Below are 19066 nucleotides of genomic sequence, written 5' to 3' on the forward strand. Positions count from 1 at the left end.
TCCGGGCTTTAGCCCGGAGAAAAGGGCAGTTAGGCTATCTTCCTATTTGCATCAAAGTTCATCAACCTGTTTTCAAGAACACCTGCCAGGTCAACTACCGCTTTATTATCTTTGCTTTCAGCTGTTTTTGTTTTTGCTGAATAAAGGGAAATGCCTGTGTAGATATTATAGTGCAGGGTCATATCATGACCTTTGAATCGGAAAACCCAGTCGATAGTATCGAAATCGTCTTCTTTGTTGGTGAATTTTATTTTGAAATCGCTGCTGAGAATATCAGCAACCTGGTAGAATCTTTTTAGTCCGCCATCATCGGCAATAATGGCTTCTGTACATCCTAGGGTGGTACGTAAAGTTAGGCTCATGGTAACGGTTTTTTTAAAGGGTTTAGATTATAGACAAACTACGAAGAAAAAACGCTGCAATAAAATACGTTAACTCTTAAATTTTTTTGCCTTTCGTGCCTGTTTCTCTGCTTTAGGATCACCGCTTGCCAATTTTTCAGCACCTACATTTTTTCCATTCGTACCACATCCATACTTAGGGGGAAATAAATTATTCCACATACGGCAGCTCGAGAGCAAAAACACAAGGCTGGCAACTGTAAATAAGTATCGCAGGTTTTTCATCATAGTCTATTTTGCCTAACGAATTTACGGTGTTTAAATTGCTTATACTATAGCAAAACTACTCCTCAAACCACAGCTTATGTTAATCAAGCTCTTATTAAAATGAGTAAAAATCCTAATTGATTTAGACCAGTTACAAACTACTGACCACGACAGGTTAACGGAACCAATCTGCATAACGTACATAATTATTGGCTATTCGGTTTATTTCACCGTTGATCTTTTCAGGTTCTATATCCTTCACTTTTTTGGCGGGAACACCTGCATAAATGCTACCCGCTTCACAAATAGTTCCTTCCAGAACTACAGCACCGGCTGCAATGATCGTATTACTGTTAACTACCGCATTGTCCATTATTATGGCACCCATACCTACCAACACATTATCATGCAGGGTGCAGCCATGAACAATTGCGTTATGCCCGATAGAAACATTATTTCCAATTGTTGTGCCGCATTTAATATAGGTACAATGGATACAGGCGCCGTCCTGCACATTCACTTTGTTTCCCATTCTTATAAAATTCACATCACCTCTTACAACAGCATTAAACCAGATACTGCAGTCATCACCCATTATTACATCACCAACAATGGTAGCATTGGGCGCAATGAAATTATTATTCCCAAACTGGGGGAGTTTACCTTCTACAGGGAGTATTACAGGCATTGAAATATTTTTAATTTTTCGTTTTTTGGTTTTGTTTACTGGCATCAGTAATTCTTATCAACGTTCATTGCGTCGTACCCGATAGCTATCGGCTCTTGTACGCCTGCCTGCCGGTCGGCAGGTTCGGTAATTCTATTCAACAATCTTTTGTATATCGTACTACCATGTCAATCGCTGCAAATTAGAGAATTTCTTTGCGTCTTTGCGCTGCCTTTGCGTTCTTTGCGGTTAAATTTTTCCATTGAATCAGCGTGAACTTTTCTTAAAACATATAGCCCAAACATCCCCATCGCCACTGGCTTTTGAAATAGCCAGAGCAGAAGGTTGTTTGTTATATGATATAAATGGAAAAGAATATCTCGATCTTATCGGCGGTATCAGTGTTGCTAATACCGGCCACCGGCATCCTAAAGTAATTGAGGCAATACAAAAACAACTCGACGCTTATCTGCACGTAATGGTGTATGGGGAGTTTGTTGAGAGTCCGCAAGTACAATATGCCAAACTGCTTACCGAACATTTACCGGCCTCACTCAACTCGGTTTATTTTACTAATTCGGGTGCCGAAGCCGTGGAAGGTTCTATGAAACTGGCCAAACGGGTAACAAACAGAACACAGATCATTGCTTTTAAAAACTCTTATCATGGAAGTACGCAAGGAGCATTAAGCATAATGGGCGATGAATACTGGCGAAATGCTTTTCGTCCGCTTTTACCGGATATCCTGCACCTTGAATACAATTCTTTTGATTCATTAAATGAAATAACAGAACAAACAGCTTGTGTAATTGCTGAAAATGTACAGGCTGAAGCTGGCATTATTGCTCCAACCATAGAATGGATGCAGGCTTTAAGAAAAAAATGTACTGAGACTGGAGCATTGTTTGTGCTTGATGAGATCCAGGCAGGTTTTGGAAGAACAGGCAAGCTCTGGGGCTTTGAGCATTTTGATATTGTACCCGATATTTTATTATTGGGCAAAGCATTGGGTGGCGGCATGCCGCTCGGTGCTTTTATTGCAGATAGAAAACTGATGTGGACTTTAACCGAAAATCCGGTACTGGGACATATCACGACTTTCGGTGGTCACCCGGTATGCTGTTCAGCTGGATTGGCAGCTATGAAAGCTTTACTGAAAGAAGAAATGATAAATGAAGTTCTTCAAAAGGAAAAGCTATTTAGATCATTACTTGTTCATCCAAAAATAAAAGCTGTCCGTTCATTTGGGTTATGGATGGCGGTGGAGTTTGATTCTTTTGAAATTTGTAAAAAAGTTATTGATACCTGCTTAAGCAAAGGATTGATGACCGATTGGTTTTTATTTACTCCTAACTGTTTAAGAATATCACCGCCGCTTACTATTTCAGATGAACAAATAAAAAAAGCCTGCAATATTATTCTGCAGGCTGTACAAGATCATCCCTAAAATATTTTTATGGATTGGGCTTTGAGTTTTGTTCGGCTGTTTTTTTCAGCAGCATCACATAACCGCACAATCCTTTCTTTTTTGTTTTATTTACCTGCACAGGTTTCATTATATGATATTCAGAAAACTGGGGTATATAGCTATAAGAGATAATATTCCCATCTACATCGCCCCACTTTTTTTTCTGGTATACTACCTGTTTTTCGTTGTAATCAAACATTCTTACTTCGTAAAGCTTTGAAGAAATATCGCCAATAAAAACAAACTGGTACCAGCTTCCCTGGTTTAGTGGAACTATTACCGGCATTTCATATTCACTTTGCATGGTAATACTGGCTTCTTTCAGAACGATGAACCCGTCCTTTGCATACATTGCTTTTAAGCTGTCTACCTGTTTAGAAATTAAATTATCGGAGCATGATTGAACACGGATAACTTCCTGCGAAAAGGAAATGCTTACGCTAAGTAAGAGAAGAGCAATGAGCAGGCGCAGCTTTTTCATAAAGATGTTTCTATAGTATTGGACGAACGTGTTAAAATTATAGTATGGTTTCTCTGCAATCAATGATTCAGTCAATTATTGTTCCAAAAAAGTATTTTTCCGAAGGGGTTACACAGAAAATATTCGCAGGGACGGAAGTGGTAAGGATTGAAGAGAAAAGGGTTGAAAGAGGATGGAAGGTAGGGAATTATTGCAAACGAAAGGAGTTGTTGGCCCGGATCGAGATCAAACACCTGTTCTGTTGAAATAAATCCCATCAGCCTGGCGGGTGCATGTTACTACCAGATCATTGATGCAGATATGCTCGGGCAATGAAGCACAGTAATAAACGATATCGGCCACATCCTCTGCTGATAAAGGATTTAACCCATTATAAATGCTGTTTGCAGTTTCAGCATCACCTTTAAAGCGAACGATTGAAAACTCAGTTACTGCAGCGCCGGGATGTATAGCTGTCACTTTTATCCCATGTCTTAACAGGTCGATCCGCATAGCATGACTGATGGTATCCACTGCGGCTTTGCTGGCACAATAGGCATTGCCTTTTTCATAAATATCTTTTGCCGCTACCGAACCCATATTGATGATATGCCCACCCGGTTTTTTTAAATACGGTAGTGTGGCTTTTGAAACATAGAGAAGGCCTTTCACATTTGTATCGATCATCGTATTCCAGTCATTCAGATCAGCTTCATCAAAATAAGCACGGCCAAGTGCAAGACCGGCATTATTGAAAAGCACATCAATATTCTTCCAGTCATCCGGCAAGCTATTGATAGATTCAAAAACTGTTTTTTCATCCTGCACATCAAAAGGAAGACAATAAACTGCCACATTATATTTCGATTCTAATTCTACCTGTAACTGGTCTAAACGGTCCTCTCTTCTTCCGTTGATAATACAATCATAACCATTAGAAGCAAATTTTGCAGCGGCAGCTTTTCCAAAGCCGGATGTAGCACCGGTAATGAAGATGATTTTAGGCATGTGCAATATTAATTATTAATTAAAAATCAATAATTAATAATTCTGGAATGTTATCGTATCAATGTACTTTTTCCTTTGAGGAAAATTCTTCTGCCTGTATAATCAATTGCAGAGCAGATCCAGACAAATGTATTTGTGGCTTGCGGCGTCCCCGATATTCTTCCATCCCAGCCTTCGCCATTGATCGTAGTGCTGAAAACCATTTGGCCCCAGCGATTGAAGATGCGGAAGTATTCGATACGGCGGATACCGACAGCTATTGGTGCCAGTTTATCATTCAGCCCATCTCCGTTGGGTGTAAAAGCAGATGGAATAAAAACATACGCATCAGTTTTAAAAATCTTCACCAGTACGGTTGCTGAGTCCAGGCAATTCGCCTCATTTCTTACATATAATTTATAACGGATGCTGTCAAATTCCCCGGAATAATTTCCAATGGGATTTGGAATAGTTGTAGAAGATAAACCTGTTGACGGTGTCCATTGATAACTTACTCCACCACTGCCATTGAATTGTAAGTTTTCACCGATCACTACCATTGTATCTCTACCAGCAAATGGACTCATTTTTGGCAATACATTTACAATTACAGAATCCTTTCCGGGTTTGGGACAGCCCAATGTATCGTAGGCAGATAGCACATATGTGGTAGTTCTTTTAGGGAAAGCTATCGGGTTAAGGATAGAAGTGCTGCTTAATGTGGCACCCGGACTCCAGTTAAATGATGATCCATTTATATTTCCACTTAATTGTGTCGAAGTAAGATGGCATATCTGTTGGTCAGGTCCGGCATTAGCAACTGGATAGGCAATGGTCTTTACAACCACATCATCCACGGCACGGCAACTTCCTATGGTTGCCGTGATCCGGTATTGAGTAGTATTATTAGTTATAGCTATCGGGTTAATAATGCTCGGATTATTCAAAGGTATAGTCGGGGTCCACTGAAATGCAAGACCATTGGAAATAGCATTTAATTGTATCGCATCGCCCTGGCAAATAGTAGTGTCATTAATGGCGTTTAGTGTAACAAACGTTACAACCCTTACCCTTACAGAATCAGTATTGATACAACCATTATCATTCAGTGTTACGTTATATACAGTTGTTGTTGGCGGGCTCACTGTTGGGGTGGCGGTGTTTGCATTAATGATATTGGTATTCGGAGCCCAACTGAAATTGCCCAAACCGCCTGCCTGCAACTGCACTGCATCCGGTACGCATATCAATGTATCACGGAAGGCAAGTGTTATCGGTGGCTTATCCAATATGGTTACAACCCTCATTGCCGTATCCCGGCAACCTTTATTGCTGGTTACTGTAAGTATCACATTTTTTGGTCCTGATACGGGATATGTCCATGTAGGATTTCTAAGTCTTGATGTGTCGGCTGTAGTACTTACATCACCAAAATCCCATCTCCATGAATCAACAAAACCATAGTTAGTGGCTGTTCTGTCGGTAAAACCAATGGGCTTGTTAACACAAATGCCGTTGAAATCGAATGCGGGGAAGAAGCCGGGATAAACTTTTACAATAGCTGTTGTTGAGTCTGAACAAGGCTGGTTACGGTTAGTTACTAGTTTAATTATGTAGATGCCTGTATCAGGAAAAGTAAAACTAGGCGAGGCAACATTAGAGGTATCATTTGTTTGTGACGCAACTCCAAAATCCCAGAAATAACTATTAATAAGTGGGCTGGTGCTGAGGTTATGGAAATTTGCATCGAAGAGGTTACTGCGGTTGCATATTGTATAAACTGGGTCCAGCGTAGCAGCAGCAATAGAACAATCTCCAACTTTTATTTGCAGATCTTTTCGTTGAGTAGCAATCGGTGCATTATTGCGGTATTCCGTTACACAAACTGTAACTACATAAATGCCTGCTGCCGGTGCAATACCGCCGATAAGACCATTTGAAGTGTTTAAAGTAACTCCATTGCCCATTGGTGCAAAAGGACTGAAAGGGGTTGCATAAGGCACTGAGGAATAAGGTGGGCCTGCTGGTGGACTCGGTGCAGGAGTACCTGTGGATCCACCTTCAAACGCATTACAAAAACCATAGACCAGCGAATCGCCATCTTCATCAACTGCTCTGAAACTATATTGAAAAGGATTGTTAGCACAAACGATAACCGTATCCTGGCCAATAAATCTTGCACTATTATTCATTGGGGCATTAGCACTTGTATTAGTACCCGGTATCATTGCTGTGTAAGTGGAACCTACTGTACTTGAACCTCCGACATTATTGATTCCTGCTATCCGGCAGCAACGTTGATAGGCAATCGTATAGCCTGTTGCATTTCCCGTTAGGGTAACTGAAAATGTATAATAACCTACCTGGTAACAAACAGATGGTGGATTATTGATGCAGGGATCCGGCGAACCAAGACTTAATGTAACAATCTGAGATCTTGGAATTGAAGTGTTATTCCAGACTCTTGCCCCGGTGCTATTGTCAAATATGGCTATTGAAGCTGTGGGGTCTAACTGTGCTCCAGTTGAATTACAGTCACGGAATAATTTCAGTGTAACAAGGTATGTAAACTGGTTACCAGCCTGGCTCACGAAAGTATAGTACATTTCACCGCCGGTAATGTGATTAGCCTGCGACGGAATTCCAAAGGATAAAAAGATCGTTATTACGAGTAAAAGTCGTTTCATGAGCCCGAATCAGGGATTTAGTTTTCAATCAAAAACTTCTCGAGTATGCAGTTGGTGGCGGTAGGTTCTTCAAGCATGCCTAAATGGCCTGATTGCCTGAGGATGTGAATGTACACTTTTTCAGGCAGATGGCATTGCTCCAAGCCATCCTTTAACGGTACCGCCACATCGTATTTTCCCATTACCATCAACACTGCTGCTTTTGTTTTTGTTATGACCTCTGTTCTGTCCGGACGTTGCATCATAGCCCGGTAATATTTAACGAGTGCTTCGGGAGAAAAGTTGTTCAGGCTGCGGATATATTCATTGATAAATTCAGGGTTTTTATCCTTAGATGGCTGCGAAAAAAGATTAGGGGTACTGGTTTTAATAAATTCAAAAGCTCCATGTGTATTTATGAAATCAATTCCTTTTTGCCGGGTTGCTTTTTTTTCTTCACTGTCGGCATAGGCAGAAGAATGAAGAAGTCCCAATGCGCTGATCAGTTCGGGATGTTTTTCTGCTAATGCCAATAGAATATAACCGCCCATGCTATGGCCAATAATGATGCTTCTATCAATTTTTTCCTGTGCCAGTATTTCTTTCATCACTTCAGCCATTCCTTCCATACTCATGTCATCAATTATATCAGAGCCACTACCGGGTAATTCAGGAATGATCAGGTAAAATTTACGTTGTAAAAATTCAATTTGATTTTTCCAGACTTCATGTGTTTCTCCAAAACCATGAATAAACATAGCAGGTTTGCCACTACCATATGTGTGATAAATGATTTTTTTGTCCTGGTATGTAAATTCTTTTTTTGCCACAAATGAAAACTAAACTTATTTCCTGAAAAGGGTTCTGATTTTAAAAAACAGTCTTGTTGCGATAATCAAACCACTTAATATCGCCATTAACCTATATAGCCAATCTCCAAACCTTACATAGAATGTTTGATAATTATTTAACGGGAGATTCATTTTGATGGCGGCAGTTGTATTCCATGGTTGTTGTTCATATACATTTCCATTTTCATCGATAAAACAACTAATACCTGTATTGGCACTTCTGGCAATACTCTTTCTTGTTTCAATGGCACGAAGCCTTGCATAATTCATATGTTGTTTATAGCCGGGTGTATTCTTCCACCATCCATCATTGGTGATGATACAAATTACATTTGCCCCTTTTTTAATATACCGGGTCATGAATTCGCCATAAATGCTTTCATAGCAAATAGCAGGTGCAATTATATATAAATGACTGCTATCTATTAATGGCGTTCTTTCATTTTGCTTTGCATATCCAGCTGTAGTGCCGCCAAATTTTTCAAACCATTTATCTATAAATCTTAAAAACCAGGGAAGTGTTTCAACTCCCGGCACCAGCATGGATTTGTGATAATAATTGATGGGCCCGCTACTATCCAGTAAAACAGAGCCATTAAATGCATCGTAAAAATAATTTGTACCCTGGATAGACCTTGCTGACTTTGTTTGTTTGTCTTCGTAAGTACGATAGCTTTCAATCCCTGAAAATAAAGTGATGTTCGGATGCTTTCTTAAAAAATCCCATAATGGGTTAAGAAAATAATTGGTCTTCATTTTATTTTCCTCAATTCCGTTGGGCATAAACAAAGCTGTTTCCGGCCAAACTACTAAAGCTGTTTTATCATCTATTGCTTTTTCTGAAGTGTTGATGAGTTTTTGGATCTGCTCGTCAAATGAGCCAGTTGAAACTTTTTCATAGGGATCAATATTCGGCTGAACTACCACAATGTTTGAGTCGGATAATGAAATGACTTTCTCGTTTTTTGAAAATAACATGAAAAGAATATTCGGCAATGCCAATGCCGCCAGCCAACTGATCATTAATTTAAAATATTTTTTACTCCGCAAGTTTTCCCTGTATTCTTTTATTAAAGCATAGATCAAAATATTGCTGAGTAAGATCCATAAAGTACCGCCGCTTACACCGATATATTCATACCATTGTACCCATTCGGGTTTGGTGGCAAATGCATTGCCGAGTGTAAGCCAGGGCCAACTAAGTCCCCAATCATTAAGATGAATAAATTCAAAACACATCCAGAAAGCAATCAATGCGAGATAGCTTAATGAATCATTCCATTTTCTTTTTATTACATGATAACCGAGCCAGGGTAAGCACATGATAAAACTGTTTGCAAAAAAAGCTGCCAGGCTTCCGGGTATGCTTGCATTCCAAATCCACCAGGTGGTAGCAACATTCCAAACGAACATTGCTATATAAGTAAGTCCAAAAAACTTTTTCCTGCTTTTTACATTATCAGCCAACCATAACATCGGCAGCCATGCAACGAAGATCAAAAAGGTAAGGGGAGAAACCGGCCATGAGGCCCACAGTAATAAACCGCCGGTGATTGCAATGAATAAATTGGAGAATCGCTTCAAGCAGGTTGTTTTGGTAAAAATAAAAGTTTATTTCACGCAAAGACGCAAAGAAAAGCTAATAACGCAAAGGGAGAATTCGATTTATGCTGAATAATGTCCTGAACGTACAAGTGAGTGACACAACAGGCGATGATAGTAGCAGTGTAGCTAAGTATATAAAATCATTTGCACATCCGCAAATCGCCAAATCCGCACACCAGCTAATCAGCTTCTGCTATAGTTCGGTGATTCCTTCGTTATCTCAATATCATGTGCATGGCTTTCACGCATACCTGCATTGGTAATTTTTACAAAAGTAGCTGCTTTGAGTTCGGCCAAATTCTTAGCGCCACAATAACCCATACCTGCACGCAGGCCACCTGTGAATTGATAAACGATCTCTTTTAATGTGCCTTTATATGCAACACGGCCTTCGATGCCTTCCGGTACAAATTTCTTTACCTCATCTTCCACATCCTGGAAATAACGATCGCTGCTACCGGTGGCCATAGCACCAAGTGAACCCATACCACGATACTCCTTGAATTTTCTTCCTTCATAGATGATCGTTTCGCCGGGACTCTCTTCTGTGCCTGCAAAAATGCTTCCCATCATTACCGTATCAGCACCAGCTGCCAATGCTTTTACCATATCACCTGTGTAGCGGATACCGCCATCAGCGATCAGTGGAATGTTTTTTTGTTTGAGAACAGAATATGCTTCCATTACAGCAGTCAGTTGAGGCACACCTGCGCCGGCGACAATACGTGTAGTACAAATAGAACCGGGACCGATACCCACTTTAATTGCATCAGCACCAGCTTCCGCCAATGCTTTTGCGCCTGCAGAAGTTCCTACGTTACCTGCAATGACATTTATATTTTTGAAATTCTTTTTTACTTCTTTAAGTGCAGTAATTACTCCTTTGCTATGTCCGTGTGCACTATCAAGGCCGATCACATCAACACCTACTGCCTGCAATGCAGCTACACGATCCATCATATCTTTTGTAATACCGACACCGGCACCAACCAGCAGTCTTCCGAAGCTATCTTTCACTGCATTCGGATGACTTTTCAATTTTAAAATATCACTGTAAGTAAATAATCCTTTCAGCCTTCCTTGTTTATCAACTATAGGTAATTTTTCAACTTTGGTTTTCTTAAATAACTCTTCAGCTTTTTTCAGATCAGTTCCTTCAGGGGCTGTGTACAAATTTTCTTTTGTCATTGCTTCACTCACTTTTCTTTTCATATCATTTTCAAACCGCAGATCACGGTTAGTAAGAATGCCGACAAGTTTTCCTGAATTATCAATGATCGGAATACCGCCGATCTTATTTTCACGCATCAGTCGCAGCGCATCGCCGATTGTCGCATTTGCTTTTAGTGTAACGGGATCGATGATCAATCCGCTTTCACTTCTTTTTACTTTACGTACCTGCGCCGCCTGTTCTTCAATGCTCATGTTCTTATGCAGCATACCAATGCCGCCTTCTCTTGCCAATGCAATTGCTAAAGTGGCTTCTGTCACGGTATCCATTGCTGCAGAAAGCAAGGGAACATTTAATGTAATGTCTTTGGTAAGACGGGTTTTGATCTCAACATCCCGTGGTAATACCTGGCTGTAGCCGGGCATTAACAGCACATCATCAAATGTGAGCCCATCACCGAAAAATTTTGTGGAATTGTTGTCTTGAGTGGAGATATTTCTTGTTGCCATGTGCAAAGATAGGGGGGTCGGAAGAAATGAGAAAATGGAATTTTTGCGACCAGCTTTTGTAATTCTTTTCATCGTTCCTTGCGTCGCACTCTTGTACATTCTGTTCTATACTGAGCTTTTTGCCTCAGGCCGGCGGGCCTCGCATCCTCAACACCACTCCATTTTCCTTTGCTTATTATCTTTCAACATAAAATAAAGCCTACCATATCACTAGCCCAGCTTTTGTTCTCGGGTCACGGAAAATGAGGTGGCTTATGAGGATGCTGGTGAGGATTTTTATTTCGGAGACAATTTTTCTACGACTCTTTTTTATGAAAGTTTATAAACTTTCCCTGGCAGCGAAAGAAGTACACCCTGCAATTCGAGATTTAATGTAGCGGCAGCCATTGCACTACTGCTTAATCCGCTGCGGAGATTGAGTTCATCAATATGCAATGATTCGATTTCTTTTAATATATCTACTACTATTTTTTCATCAGTAGTAAGTTCAATAAACAATTCCCTTTGTCTCCTTTTCTCTTTTTCACTCTTGCTCTTTTCTTCCCATCCCATTATTTCGATCAGTTCCTGTGCATCGGTAAGTAGCATTGCTTTATTTGTTTTGATCAAATAATTACAGCCTGCACTTTTATTGTCTGTTACTTTTCCTGGGAATGCAAATACATCCTTATTATATCCGTTGGCGAGTTCGGCAGTTATCATACTTCCGCCACGTATTCCTGTTTCAATTACAATTGTTGCATCACTTATACCTGCAACGATCCTGTTCCTGGTAGGAAAATTATGTTTATCAGGTTTTGTGTTGCTGTTGAATTCAGTTAACAGGCCACCGTTTTTCTTCAGCATATCTTTTGCAAGATTGGAATGTTCGGATGGATAGATCTGGTCGAGACCATGTGCCAACACACCAACTGTTGGTAATTCATTTTTTATTGCAGCTTTATGTGCAATTGCATCTACACCATAAGCCATACCGCTAACCACTAAAACATTTTGTTCTTTTAACTCTTTGATCAATTTATCAGTTTGCTGCTTTGCATAGTCGGTATGAGTTCTTGTGCCGATGATCGCTATGATCTTTGCAGTATTTAGATCTGCGTCACCTTTATAAAATAAAAGAGTAGGGGAGTCATAGCAATTCAATAATCGCTGCGGATAATTTTTATCAGTAAGAAATAAAGGAGTGATCTTATACTTCTCAATGAATTTTATTTCTTCTTCAGCTTTTGAAAAATCATGAAAGCCTTTGATCGATTTTGCTCTTACTGCACCGATGCCTTCAATTTTTTCTAATCGTGATTGTTTGGCTTTAAAGATTGCTTCAGCACTGCCGAACTCTGCAGTCAAAATTTTTGCATGCACACAACCGATGTTGGGGATGTCGGTTAGTGCCAATTGATATAAAAGGTCAGAAGACAAGATGATAGTTGATAGTTTTTGAGATGATAGTTATGGCAATTTACAAAACGGCTGATAAACTATCATCTGTCATCTCAATAATTATCATCTATTGGCTGATTACTTTCATCTCCGTCCTCCTGTTCATTGCCCGGCCATCTTCTGTTTTGTTGGGGGCTACAGGTTTGGTAGAGCCAAATCCTTTTGAGGTTAATCTTGTTGCTGTAATTTTTTTACTGATCAGGTAATCGACAACAGCTTTTGCCCGGCTTTGAGAAAGTTTAAGATTATCGGGTGCTTTGCCAATGCTGTCTGTATGCCCGCTGATCTCTATTTTAAGTGTAGGGTTTTCATTTAGCAATTGTACAAGCTTATCCAGTTCCGATTGTGACTCCGATTTCAGGTTGAATTTATTTGTTTCAAAGAAAATATTTTTTAAAACAATACTTGCATCTTTTTCTATTGGAGAGAGAGTTATATTTTTTTCATAAATTGAATCTGGGGAACGCTGGCTGAGTAAAAAATTATCTGAATAAAACAAGTAGCCTTTCTTATTTACACTGAATGCATAATCTTTTCCCGTCGGAAGTGTCGTAAGATAATTTCCCTGTTGATCAGTTTGCACATTTGAAATAACAACGTTGCTGCTTAAGTCAATCAATTCAACAGAAGAAGACAATCCTTGTTTTGTTTTTTTATCAGTTACTTTTCCTTTTACCCATAAAGTTTTTACCGGCCGCATATCTTCCCGCAATTCAAAACTGTAAATATCAAGGCCGCCACGGCTATCACTTCTTTCACCTGCATAGTAAGCAGTTTTGCCATCGGCAGCAATATATAATGTTCCTTCACGGTCGATTGTATTAATAGGATAACCCAGGTTTACGGGTGTACTCCATTTGCCATCAGGTAATAGTTTGGTATAATATAGATCATCATCCCCATAACCCGGTAAGCCGGATGAAGTAAAAAACAAAGTTTGATTATCGGCATGGATGAAAGGACATTGTTCATCCGTTGCTGTATTAACTGTTGGCCCAAGATTTATTGGCAAGCCCCAATTGCCATTTGGTAATAAATTAGAAACATAAATATCAGCGCCGCCAAAACCACCGATCCGCCTGCTTGAAAAATAAAGATGTTTTTTATCGGGTGATAAACAAGGTTGTGAATCCCATTGGTCGCTGTTAATAACGCCTGCATTTTGCGGCTCGCCCCATTTATCCTTATTGCGGTAAGAAAAATAAATATCAAAATTGCCGCGGCCACCGGGACGGCCAAATGCAGCGAATGTAAGTACTTGCCCATCCTGTGAGATCATCAAAGCTCCTTCATTCATATCTGTGTTTACATCGCCGGGTAATGGAATTGTAGTCGTCCACTGGTTATTTTGTTTTTTCGAAGTAAAAAAATCTTCATTAATAGCTGAAAGTTTTCTGGTGATCATAAACTCGCTTCCATCAATGGTCAATGAAGGAAAATATTCGGAATATTTTGAATTGATACCGTCGCCCAGGTTTTTTGGATCGAATAAATACTTTTTACCTGCATTCTTTTTTTCGAATTCAACACCAAATTCATAATTGTGTTTTCTATCTTCTGCTCTTTTACGTCCCCCGGGACTTAATTTAGGATCAGTGAGATATTGATCAACTACACTCAAAGCTTTTTTAAAGTCACCTTTGCCTGCAAGAGCAAGTGAATAAGATAGCCTGTACGGTTTTGTGTAAACAGAATCTCTTGCAATAGCTTGCTCATAATATTCTGTTGCCAATTGATATTTTTTCTGCTGATTGTACACACTGCCCAGCGCCATATAGGCATCTACATAGCCAGTGTCTGTATAGATCGCTATTTCCAGTAATGATATAGCTTCAGCAAAACTTCCTTCATCTGCTTTTGCCATACCTGAAGAAAAATATTGCTGTGCTTTCTTATTTATTTTGGCGGGATTATAATGCTGCGAAAGAATTGAATTGGCAATAAGCAATTGGCAACAGGCAAGAAATACTAAGGAGAGATTATTTTTCATTGATACCGGGTATAATAAGTAACGAATTTAAATTTTTTTTACTCCATTTTCAGTAAATTATTGTTAAGTAGAGTTGCTTATTGCCAATTGCATATTGTGCTCACGGCACGTTAATATACTTATGTATCTGCAGGCTCAGTTCCCATTTAGGATTTGCTTTGATATATTCAATTATCAAAGGGGTCATTTCGGCTGCTTTATCCCATTCAGGTTGCAGGTACAATTTACATTCCGATGAAACCAGTGCAGCATATTTTTCAGCCCAATCAAAATCTGATTTATTGAAAATGATGATCTTTAATTCATTTGCATGAGGAATAATTTCAGGCAATGGAGCTTTGAATTTTTTTGGTGATAAACAGACCCAGTCCCACGAACCGCTTAATGGATGTGCACCCGATGTTTCAATATTTGTTTTTAAGCCGGCTTCATGTAATGCAGCAGTTAGTTCATCAAGATCATGCATCAAAGGTTCGCCACCTGTGATCACAACCATCCCGGCAGCTGTCTTCGAAATATCAGAAAGTAGATCTTCAATTTTTAATTGCGGATGCTTATCTGCATCCCAGCTATCCTTTACATCGCACCAAACACAACCTACATCACAACCACCGAGGCGAATAAAGTAGGCAGCCTTTCCCTGGTGATAACCTTCACCTTGTAATGTGTAAAAATGTTCCATTACAGGAAGCGAAGAGATAGTATGTTTTGTGAGTAAGCTCATTTAAACAAGATCTTTTGATACACGACGCTTAGTTGTTTTGAACACATGCTTTAAATGTGTTTTTCAATAATGCAGCGATCGTCATAGGGCCAACACCGCCGGGTACAGGTGTAATGTAAGAGCATTTTGGTGCTACATTTTCATAATCTACATCACCTTTTAATTTAAACCCGCTTTTCTTACTTGCGTCTGCAACTCTTGTAATACCGACATCAATTACGATGGCACCTTCTTTCACCATATCTGCAGTTAGAAAATCAGCTTTGCCCAATGCTGCTACAATTATATCGGCTGATCTACATAGCTCAGCAATATTTTTTGTTTGTGAATGACAAAGTGTAACGGTACAGTTGCCCGGATTTTTATTTTCACTTAATAAAATACTCATTGGTCTTCCTACTATATTACTTCTGCCGACCACTACTGCATGCATTCCTTTTGTATCAATTTTATAATGCTGTAACAATAATATGATCCCATAAGGAGTTGCCGGAACATAAGTTGATAAACCCTGTACCATTCTGCCCACATTCACCGGGTGAAATCCATCTACATCTTTATCCGGATCGATAGCATTGATGATATGTTCATCATTAATATGTTTTGGTAAAGGCAATTGAACAAGGATGCCATCAATATCAGGATCGGTATTTAACTGGTGAATTTTTTCCAGTAGTTTATTTTCTGATATCTCCGATTCAAAACGTATCAAGGTTGATTTAAATCCTGATTCTTCGCAAGCCTTCACTTTTGCAGCTACATAAGTTTCGCTGGCGCCATTCGTACCCACGAGGATAGCAGCAAGATGGGGTACCTTTTTTCCTTCTGCCGCTAGTTGTGCCACGTCTATTTTAAGTTCATCTTTTATTGCCTGTGCAGTGAGTTTCCCGTCTAAAATTTTCATGTTGCAAAGATAGGTGAAGACGAATAGTTGAATGGATACATTTAAATAGGCGAAGTAATAATTTCGTAATTCAAATAATTTATCTTACAGAAAAATCTGTTTGAAAAAGGGTTTAGCTTTTATATTATTTTTTCAATTAGTAATCAACCTATCATCACAGGTTACCCGCAGGCCTGTTGCATCTCCTTACACGGGTCTTGGTGCTTATAGTATTTCACATGCTGATGTTTTTTCATTTACATCTAACCAGGCATCGTTGGCAGAAATAAAAGATATTTCTGCAGGTGTATATGGTGAAAGAAGGTTTTCATTATCAGAACTTAGTTATTATACCGCTGCCGTTGCATTACCAACATCATCAGGCAATTTTGGATTACAAACAGGTTATTTCGGTTTCAGTGATTATAAAGAAACACAGATCGGTCTTGCATATGGTAGGAAGTTGGGAAGCAAATTGGATCTGGGAGTTCAATTTGATTATAATTCTTTACAAATTGCCGGTTACGGAAATAGTTCAGCAATTAGTTTTCAAATAGGAGCGATCATGCATTTATCAGAACAACTGCATGGAGGTTTTCATGCTTACAATCCTGTGGGTGGAAAGTTTGGAGAAGATAACCAGGAAAAACTTGCATCAGTTTATACAGCTGGAATGGGATATGAAGCATCAGAAAAGTTTTTTGTAAGTGCAGAAATTCAGAAAGAAGAAAATAAACCGGTATCCGTTAATGCAGGGATACAATACAAATTTATTCCGCAGTTATTGGTGAGAGGAGGTGTGTGTTCGGCTACATCAACTGTATATGCAGGAATCGGGTTACAGTTAAAAAGTTTCAGGTTGGATATTACTACGAGTCATCATCCGCAATTAGGAATTACGCCTGGTTTGTTATTGCTATTCAGTGGCAAACCCCCAACTCCTAAAGGGGAGTAATAAATTTTAAAATAGAATGATAAAACATTTTATTATAGGACTATTCATAATTCACTATTCACTATTCACAATTGCCCAGGAGACCATTTCATCGAATACAGAGCAGCAATTGGAAAACATAACAGATATGGATCAGTCAGAAACGGAAGATGACAGTTTTTGGCAGCAGTTACAGCAATTTTTAAAAAACCCCGTTAATATCAATACAGCAACAGCAGATGAATTAAAGGAGTTGAAAGTGATTTCTGACCTGCAGATTGATAATCTTATTCGTTATCGCCGTTTGTTTGGGCCTTTGTTAAGTGTTTATGAGTTACAAGCTGTGCCTTTATGGGATGCTGTCACCATCAAAAAAATTTTACCATTCATAACGATAGCAAATGTTTTAACAGTACATGAAGATTTTAAAAAAAGATTCAACGGTGGTGAGCATAGTTTTTTAGTCAGGGTATCGCAGGTACTTGAAAAGTCACTAGGGTATGATAAATCATCTACGGGTACAAAATACCTTGGCAGTCCGCTGCGGCTCTTTTCCCGTTACAGGTATTCTTATGGCAATACTCTGCAGTATGGTATTGCTGCTGATAAAGATGCCGGTGAAGAATTTTTTAAAGGTTCACAAAAACAAGGGTTTGATTTTTACACTTTCCATTTTTTCGTACGAAATATTGGAAAGTTCAAAGCAATTGCAATTGGTGATTACTCTCTCAACATGGGACAGGGTTTAATACAATGGCAAAATCTTGCGTTAAGAAAAGGTGCAGATATTTTAAATATAAAACGGCAATCACCTGTAATACGACCTTACAATTCTGCAGGCGAATTTTTATTTAATCGCGGGGCAGCAGCAACTTTTCAGTCAGGAAAAATTGAAGCAACTGCATTTATTTCTTATAGAAAACTAAGTGCAAATTTTGTTGCCGATACAGTAAATCACGAAGACTTTATTTCATCGTTTCTTAATTCAGGATATCACAGAACAGAAAGTGAAATAGCTGATAAAAACAAAGTAGGTCAATTTGCGGTTGGCGGTAATATTAAGTATAGATCTTCCAATTGGCATATCGGGTTTAATGGCATCCATTACAGGTTTTCATTACCCATTCAAAAAAGAACTGAACCTTACAACCTGTATGCAATAGGCGGAAAAACATGGACTAACTTCAGTATCGATTACAGTTATACTTACCGCAATATTCATTTTTTTGGTGAGGCCGCTTCAACACAGGATTTCAAAACAGCTTTTATAAACGGTTTGATGGTCAGTGTCGATCCAAGAGTTGATATTTCTATTTTACACCGTAATATCAGTGAGCAATACCAGGCGATCAATGGAAATGCTTTTACTGAAAACACTTACCCTACAAATGAGAATGGATTATTTACAGGTATCGCTATTAAACCTTCCTACAACTGGCGAATCGATGCTTACATGGATCTTTTCAAATTTCCCTGGTTGAAATATCTGGTAGATGCTCCAAGTAGCGGATCAGATTTTTTAGTGCAGCTTAGTTATTTACCCAACAAACAAACAGAAATTTTCACCCGGTTCAGAAATGAAACGAAAGAAACCAACCAGCCCGATAATATTTCTGTTACAAATTATTTAGTGAAAATTCCAAAGCAAAGCTGGCGAACACAGATCAGGTACAGGATCAACCCGACATTTACTTTAAAGAACAGGATCGAGCTTTTATGGTTTGATAATAAGGGAAACAATTCCGAAAGAGGATTTCTGACCTTTTTTGATGTTCTTTATAAACCGTTATTAAAGCCTTTTGCTGGCAATATCCGGCTTCAGTATTTTGAAACTGATGACTATGATAGCCGGCTCTATGCTTATGAAAATGATATCCTCTACAGCTACTCAATTCCTGTTTTTTATGATAAAGGATTTAGGTATTATCTGAACCTGAGTTACAACCTTGGAAGGCGAACAACTTTTTGGCTCAGGTGGGCACAATCGATCTATGATGGAAAAACGAGTATTGGAAGCGGTCTCGATGAAATTCCAGGCAATCAAAAATCAGAATTTAAGGCTCAGGTAATCATCATTTTATAACAATAGTCACAAACAGTTGA

At 39.0% G+C, this 19066-nt stretch carries 16 protein-coding genes; 3 read left to right on the forward strand and 13 right to left on the reverse strand.

The features are described from left to right. Positions 1–29: 29 nt before the first annotated feature. The 3 genes from E6H07_09240 to E6H07_09250 all read right to left on the reverse strand — a co-directional run bounded on the left by E6H07_09240 (position 30) and on the right by E6H07_09250 (position 1296). Entirely contained in the window at positions 30–362 is a 333-nt protein-coding gene (locus E6H07_09240) for a hypothetical protein (GenBank protein ID TMI66067.1), read from the reverse strand. A 69-nt stretch (positions 363–431) separates the two neighbouring features. After that, on the reverse strand, positions 432–626 hold the full coding sequence (locus E6H07_09245; GenBank protein TMI66068.1) for a hypothetical protein: 195 nt from the start codon (positions 624–626) through the stop codon (positions 432–434). Between the two features lie 157 nt (positions 627–783). After that, positions 784–1296: a gamma carbonic anhydrase family protein gene (locus tag E6H07_09250; GenBank protein ID TMI66069.1), complete on the reverse strand. Its 513-nt coding sequence runs from the start codon at positions 1294–1296 to the stop codon at positions 784–786. 241 nt (positions 1297–1537) lie between these two features. On the opposite strand from E6H07_09250, the gene E6H07_09255 reads away from it, so the two are divergent. Beyond that, positions 1538–2722: an aspartate aminotransferase family protein gene (locus E6H07_09255; GenBank protein TMI66070.1), complete on the forward strand. Its 1185-nt coding sequence runs from the start codon at positions 1538–1540 to the stop codon at positions 2720–2722. A 7-nt stretch (positions 2723–2729) separates the two neighbouring features. Here E6H07_09255 and E6H07_09260 read toward each other — a convergent pair whose 3' ends face one another. The 10 genes from E6H07_09260 to folD all read right to left on the reverse strand — a co-directional run bounded on the left by E6H07_09260 (position 2730) and on the right by folD (position 16050). Next, complete coding sequence (locus tag E6H07_09260; GenBank protein ID TMI66071.1) at positions 2730–3224, reverse strand: hypothetical protein; 495 nt, start codon at positions 3222–3224, stop codon at positions 2730–2732. 225 nt (positions 3225–3449) lie between these two features. After that, the gene (locus E6H07_09265; GenBank protein TMI66072.1) at positions 3450–4211 is read right to left on the reverse strand and encodes an SDR family NAD(P)-dependent oxidoreductase; all 762 of its coding nucleotides are present in this window, start codon (positions 4209–4211) and stop codon (positions 3450–3452) included. 50 nt (positions 4212–4261) lie between these two features. Continuing rightward, complete coding sequence (locus tag E6H07_09270) at positions 4262–6877, reverse strand: T9SS type B sorting domain-containing protein (GenBank protein ID TMI66073.1); 2616 nt, start codon at positions 6875–6877, stop codon at positions 4262–4264. 17 nt (positions 6878–6894) lie between these two features. Further along, complete coding sequence (locus E6H07_09275; GenBank protein ID TMI66074.1) at positions 6895–7686, reverse strand: alpha/beta hydrolase; 792 nt, start codon at positions 7684–7686, stop codon at positions 6895–6897. Positions 7687–7701: 15 nt separating this feature from the next. Further along, a complete protein-coding gene (gene lnt, locus E6H07_09280) occupies positions 7702–9291 on the reverse strand; it encodes an apolipoprotein N-acyltransferase (GenBank protein ID TMI66075.1) in 1590 nt (529 codons plus the stop codon). Between the two features lie 204 nt (positions 9292–9495). Further along, complete coding sequence (gene guaB, locus E6H07_09285) at positions 9496–10992, reverse strand: IMP dehydrogenase (protein ID TMI66076.1); 1497 nt, start codon at positions 10990–10992, stop codon at positions 9496–9498. 309 nt (positions 10993–11301) lie between these two features. Continuing rightward, positions 11302–12411 (reverse strand): DNA-protecting protein DprA, encoded by a 1110-nt coding sequence (gene dprA, locus E6H07_09290; GenBank protein TMI66077.1) that lies wholly within the window; start codon positions 12409–12411, stop codon positions 11302–11304. An 88-nt stretch (positions 12412–12499) separates the two neighbouring features. Then, positions 12500–14422, reverse strand: a complete 1923-nt coding sequence (locus E6H07_09295; GenBank protein ID TMI66078.1) for a flagellar motor protein MotB — start codon at positions 14420–14422, stop codon at positions 12500–12502. 100 nt (positions 14423–14522) lie between these two features. Beyond that, a complete protein-coding gene (locus tag E6H07_09300) occupies positions 14523–15104 on the reverse strand; it encodes a radical SAM protein (GenBank protein TMI66514.1) in 582 nt (193 codons plus the stop codon). 70 nt (positions 15105–15174) lie between these two features. Next, a complete protein-coding gene (gene folD / locus E6H07_09305; protein ID TMI66079.1) occupies positions 15175–16050 on the reverse strand; it encodes a bifunctional methylenetetrahydrofolate dehydrogenase/methenyltetrahydrofolate cyclohydrolase FolD in 876 nt (291 codons plus the stop codon). A 100-nt stretch (positions 16051–16150) separates the two neighbouring features. Between folD and E6H07_09310 the strand changes: the two genes are divergently transcribed. Continuing rightward, positions 16151–16984 (forward strand): TonB-dependent receptor, encoded by an 834-nt coding sequence (locus E6H07_09310; GenBank protein ID TMI66080.1) that lies wholly within the window; start codon positions 16151–16153, stop codon positions 16982–16984. A 16-nt stretch (positions 16985–17000) separates the two neighbouring features. Then, on the forward strand, positions 17001–19046 hold the full coding sequence (locus E6H07_09315; GenBank protein TMI66081.1) for a helix-hairpin-helix domain-containing protein: 2046 nt from the start codon (positions 17001–17003) through the stop codon (positions 19044–19046). The last annotated feature ends 20 nt before the right edge of the window (positions 19047–19066 follow it).

This window comes from Bacteroidota bacterium, from assembly GCA_005882315.1.
In the GTDB taxonomy this organism is placed as follows: domain Bacteria; phylum Bacteroidota; class Bacteroidia; order Chitinophagales; family Chitinophagaceae; genus VBAR01.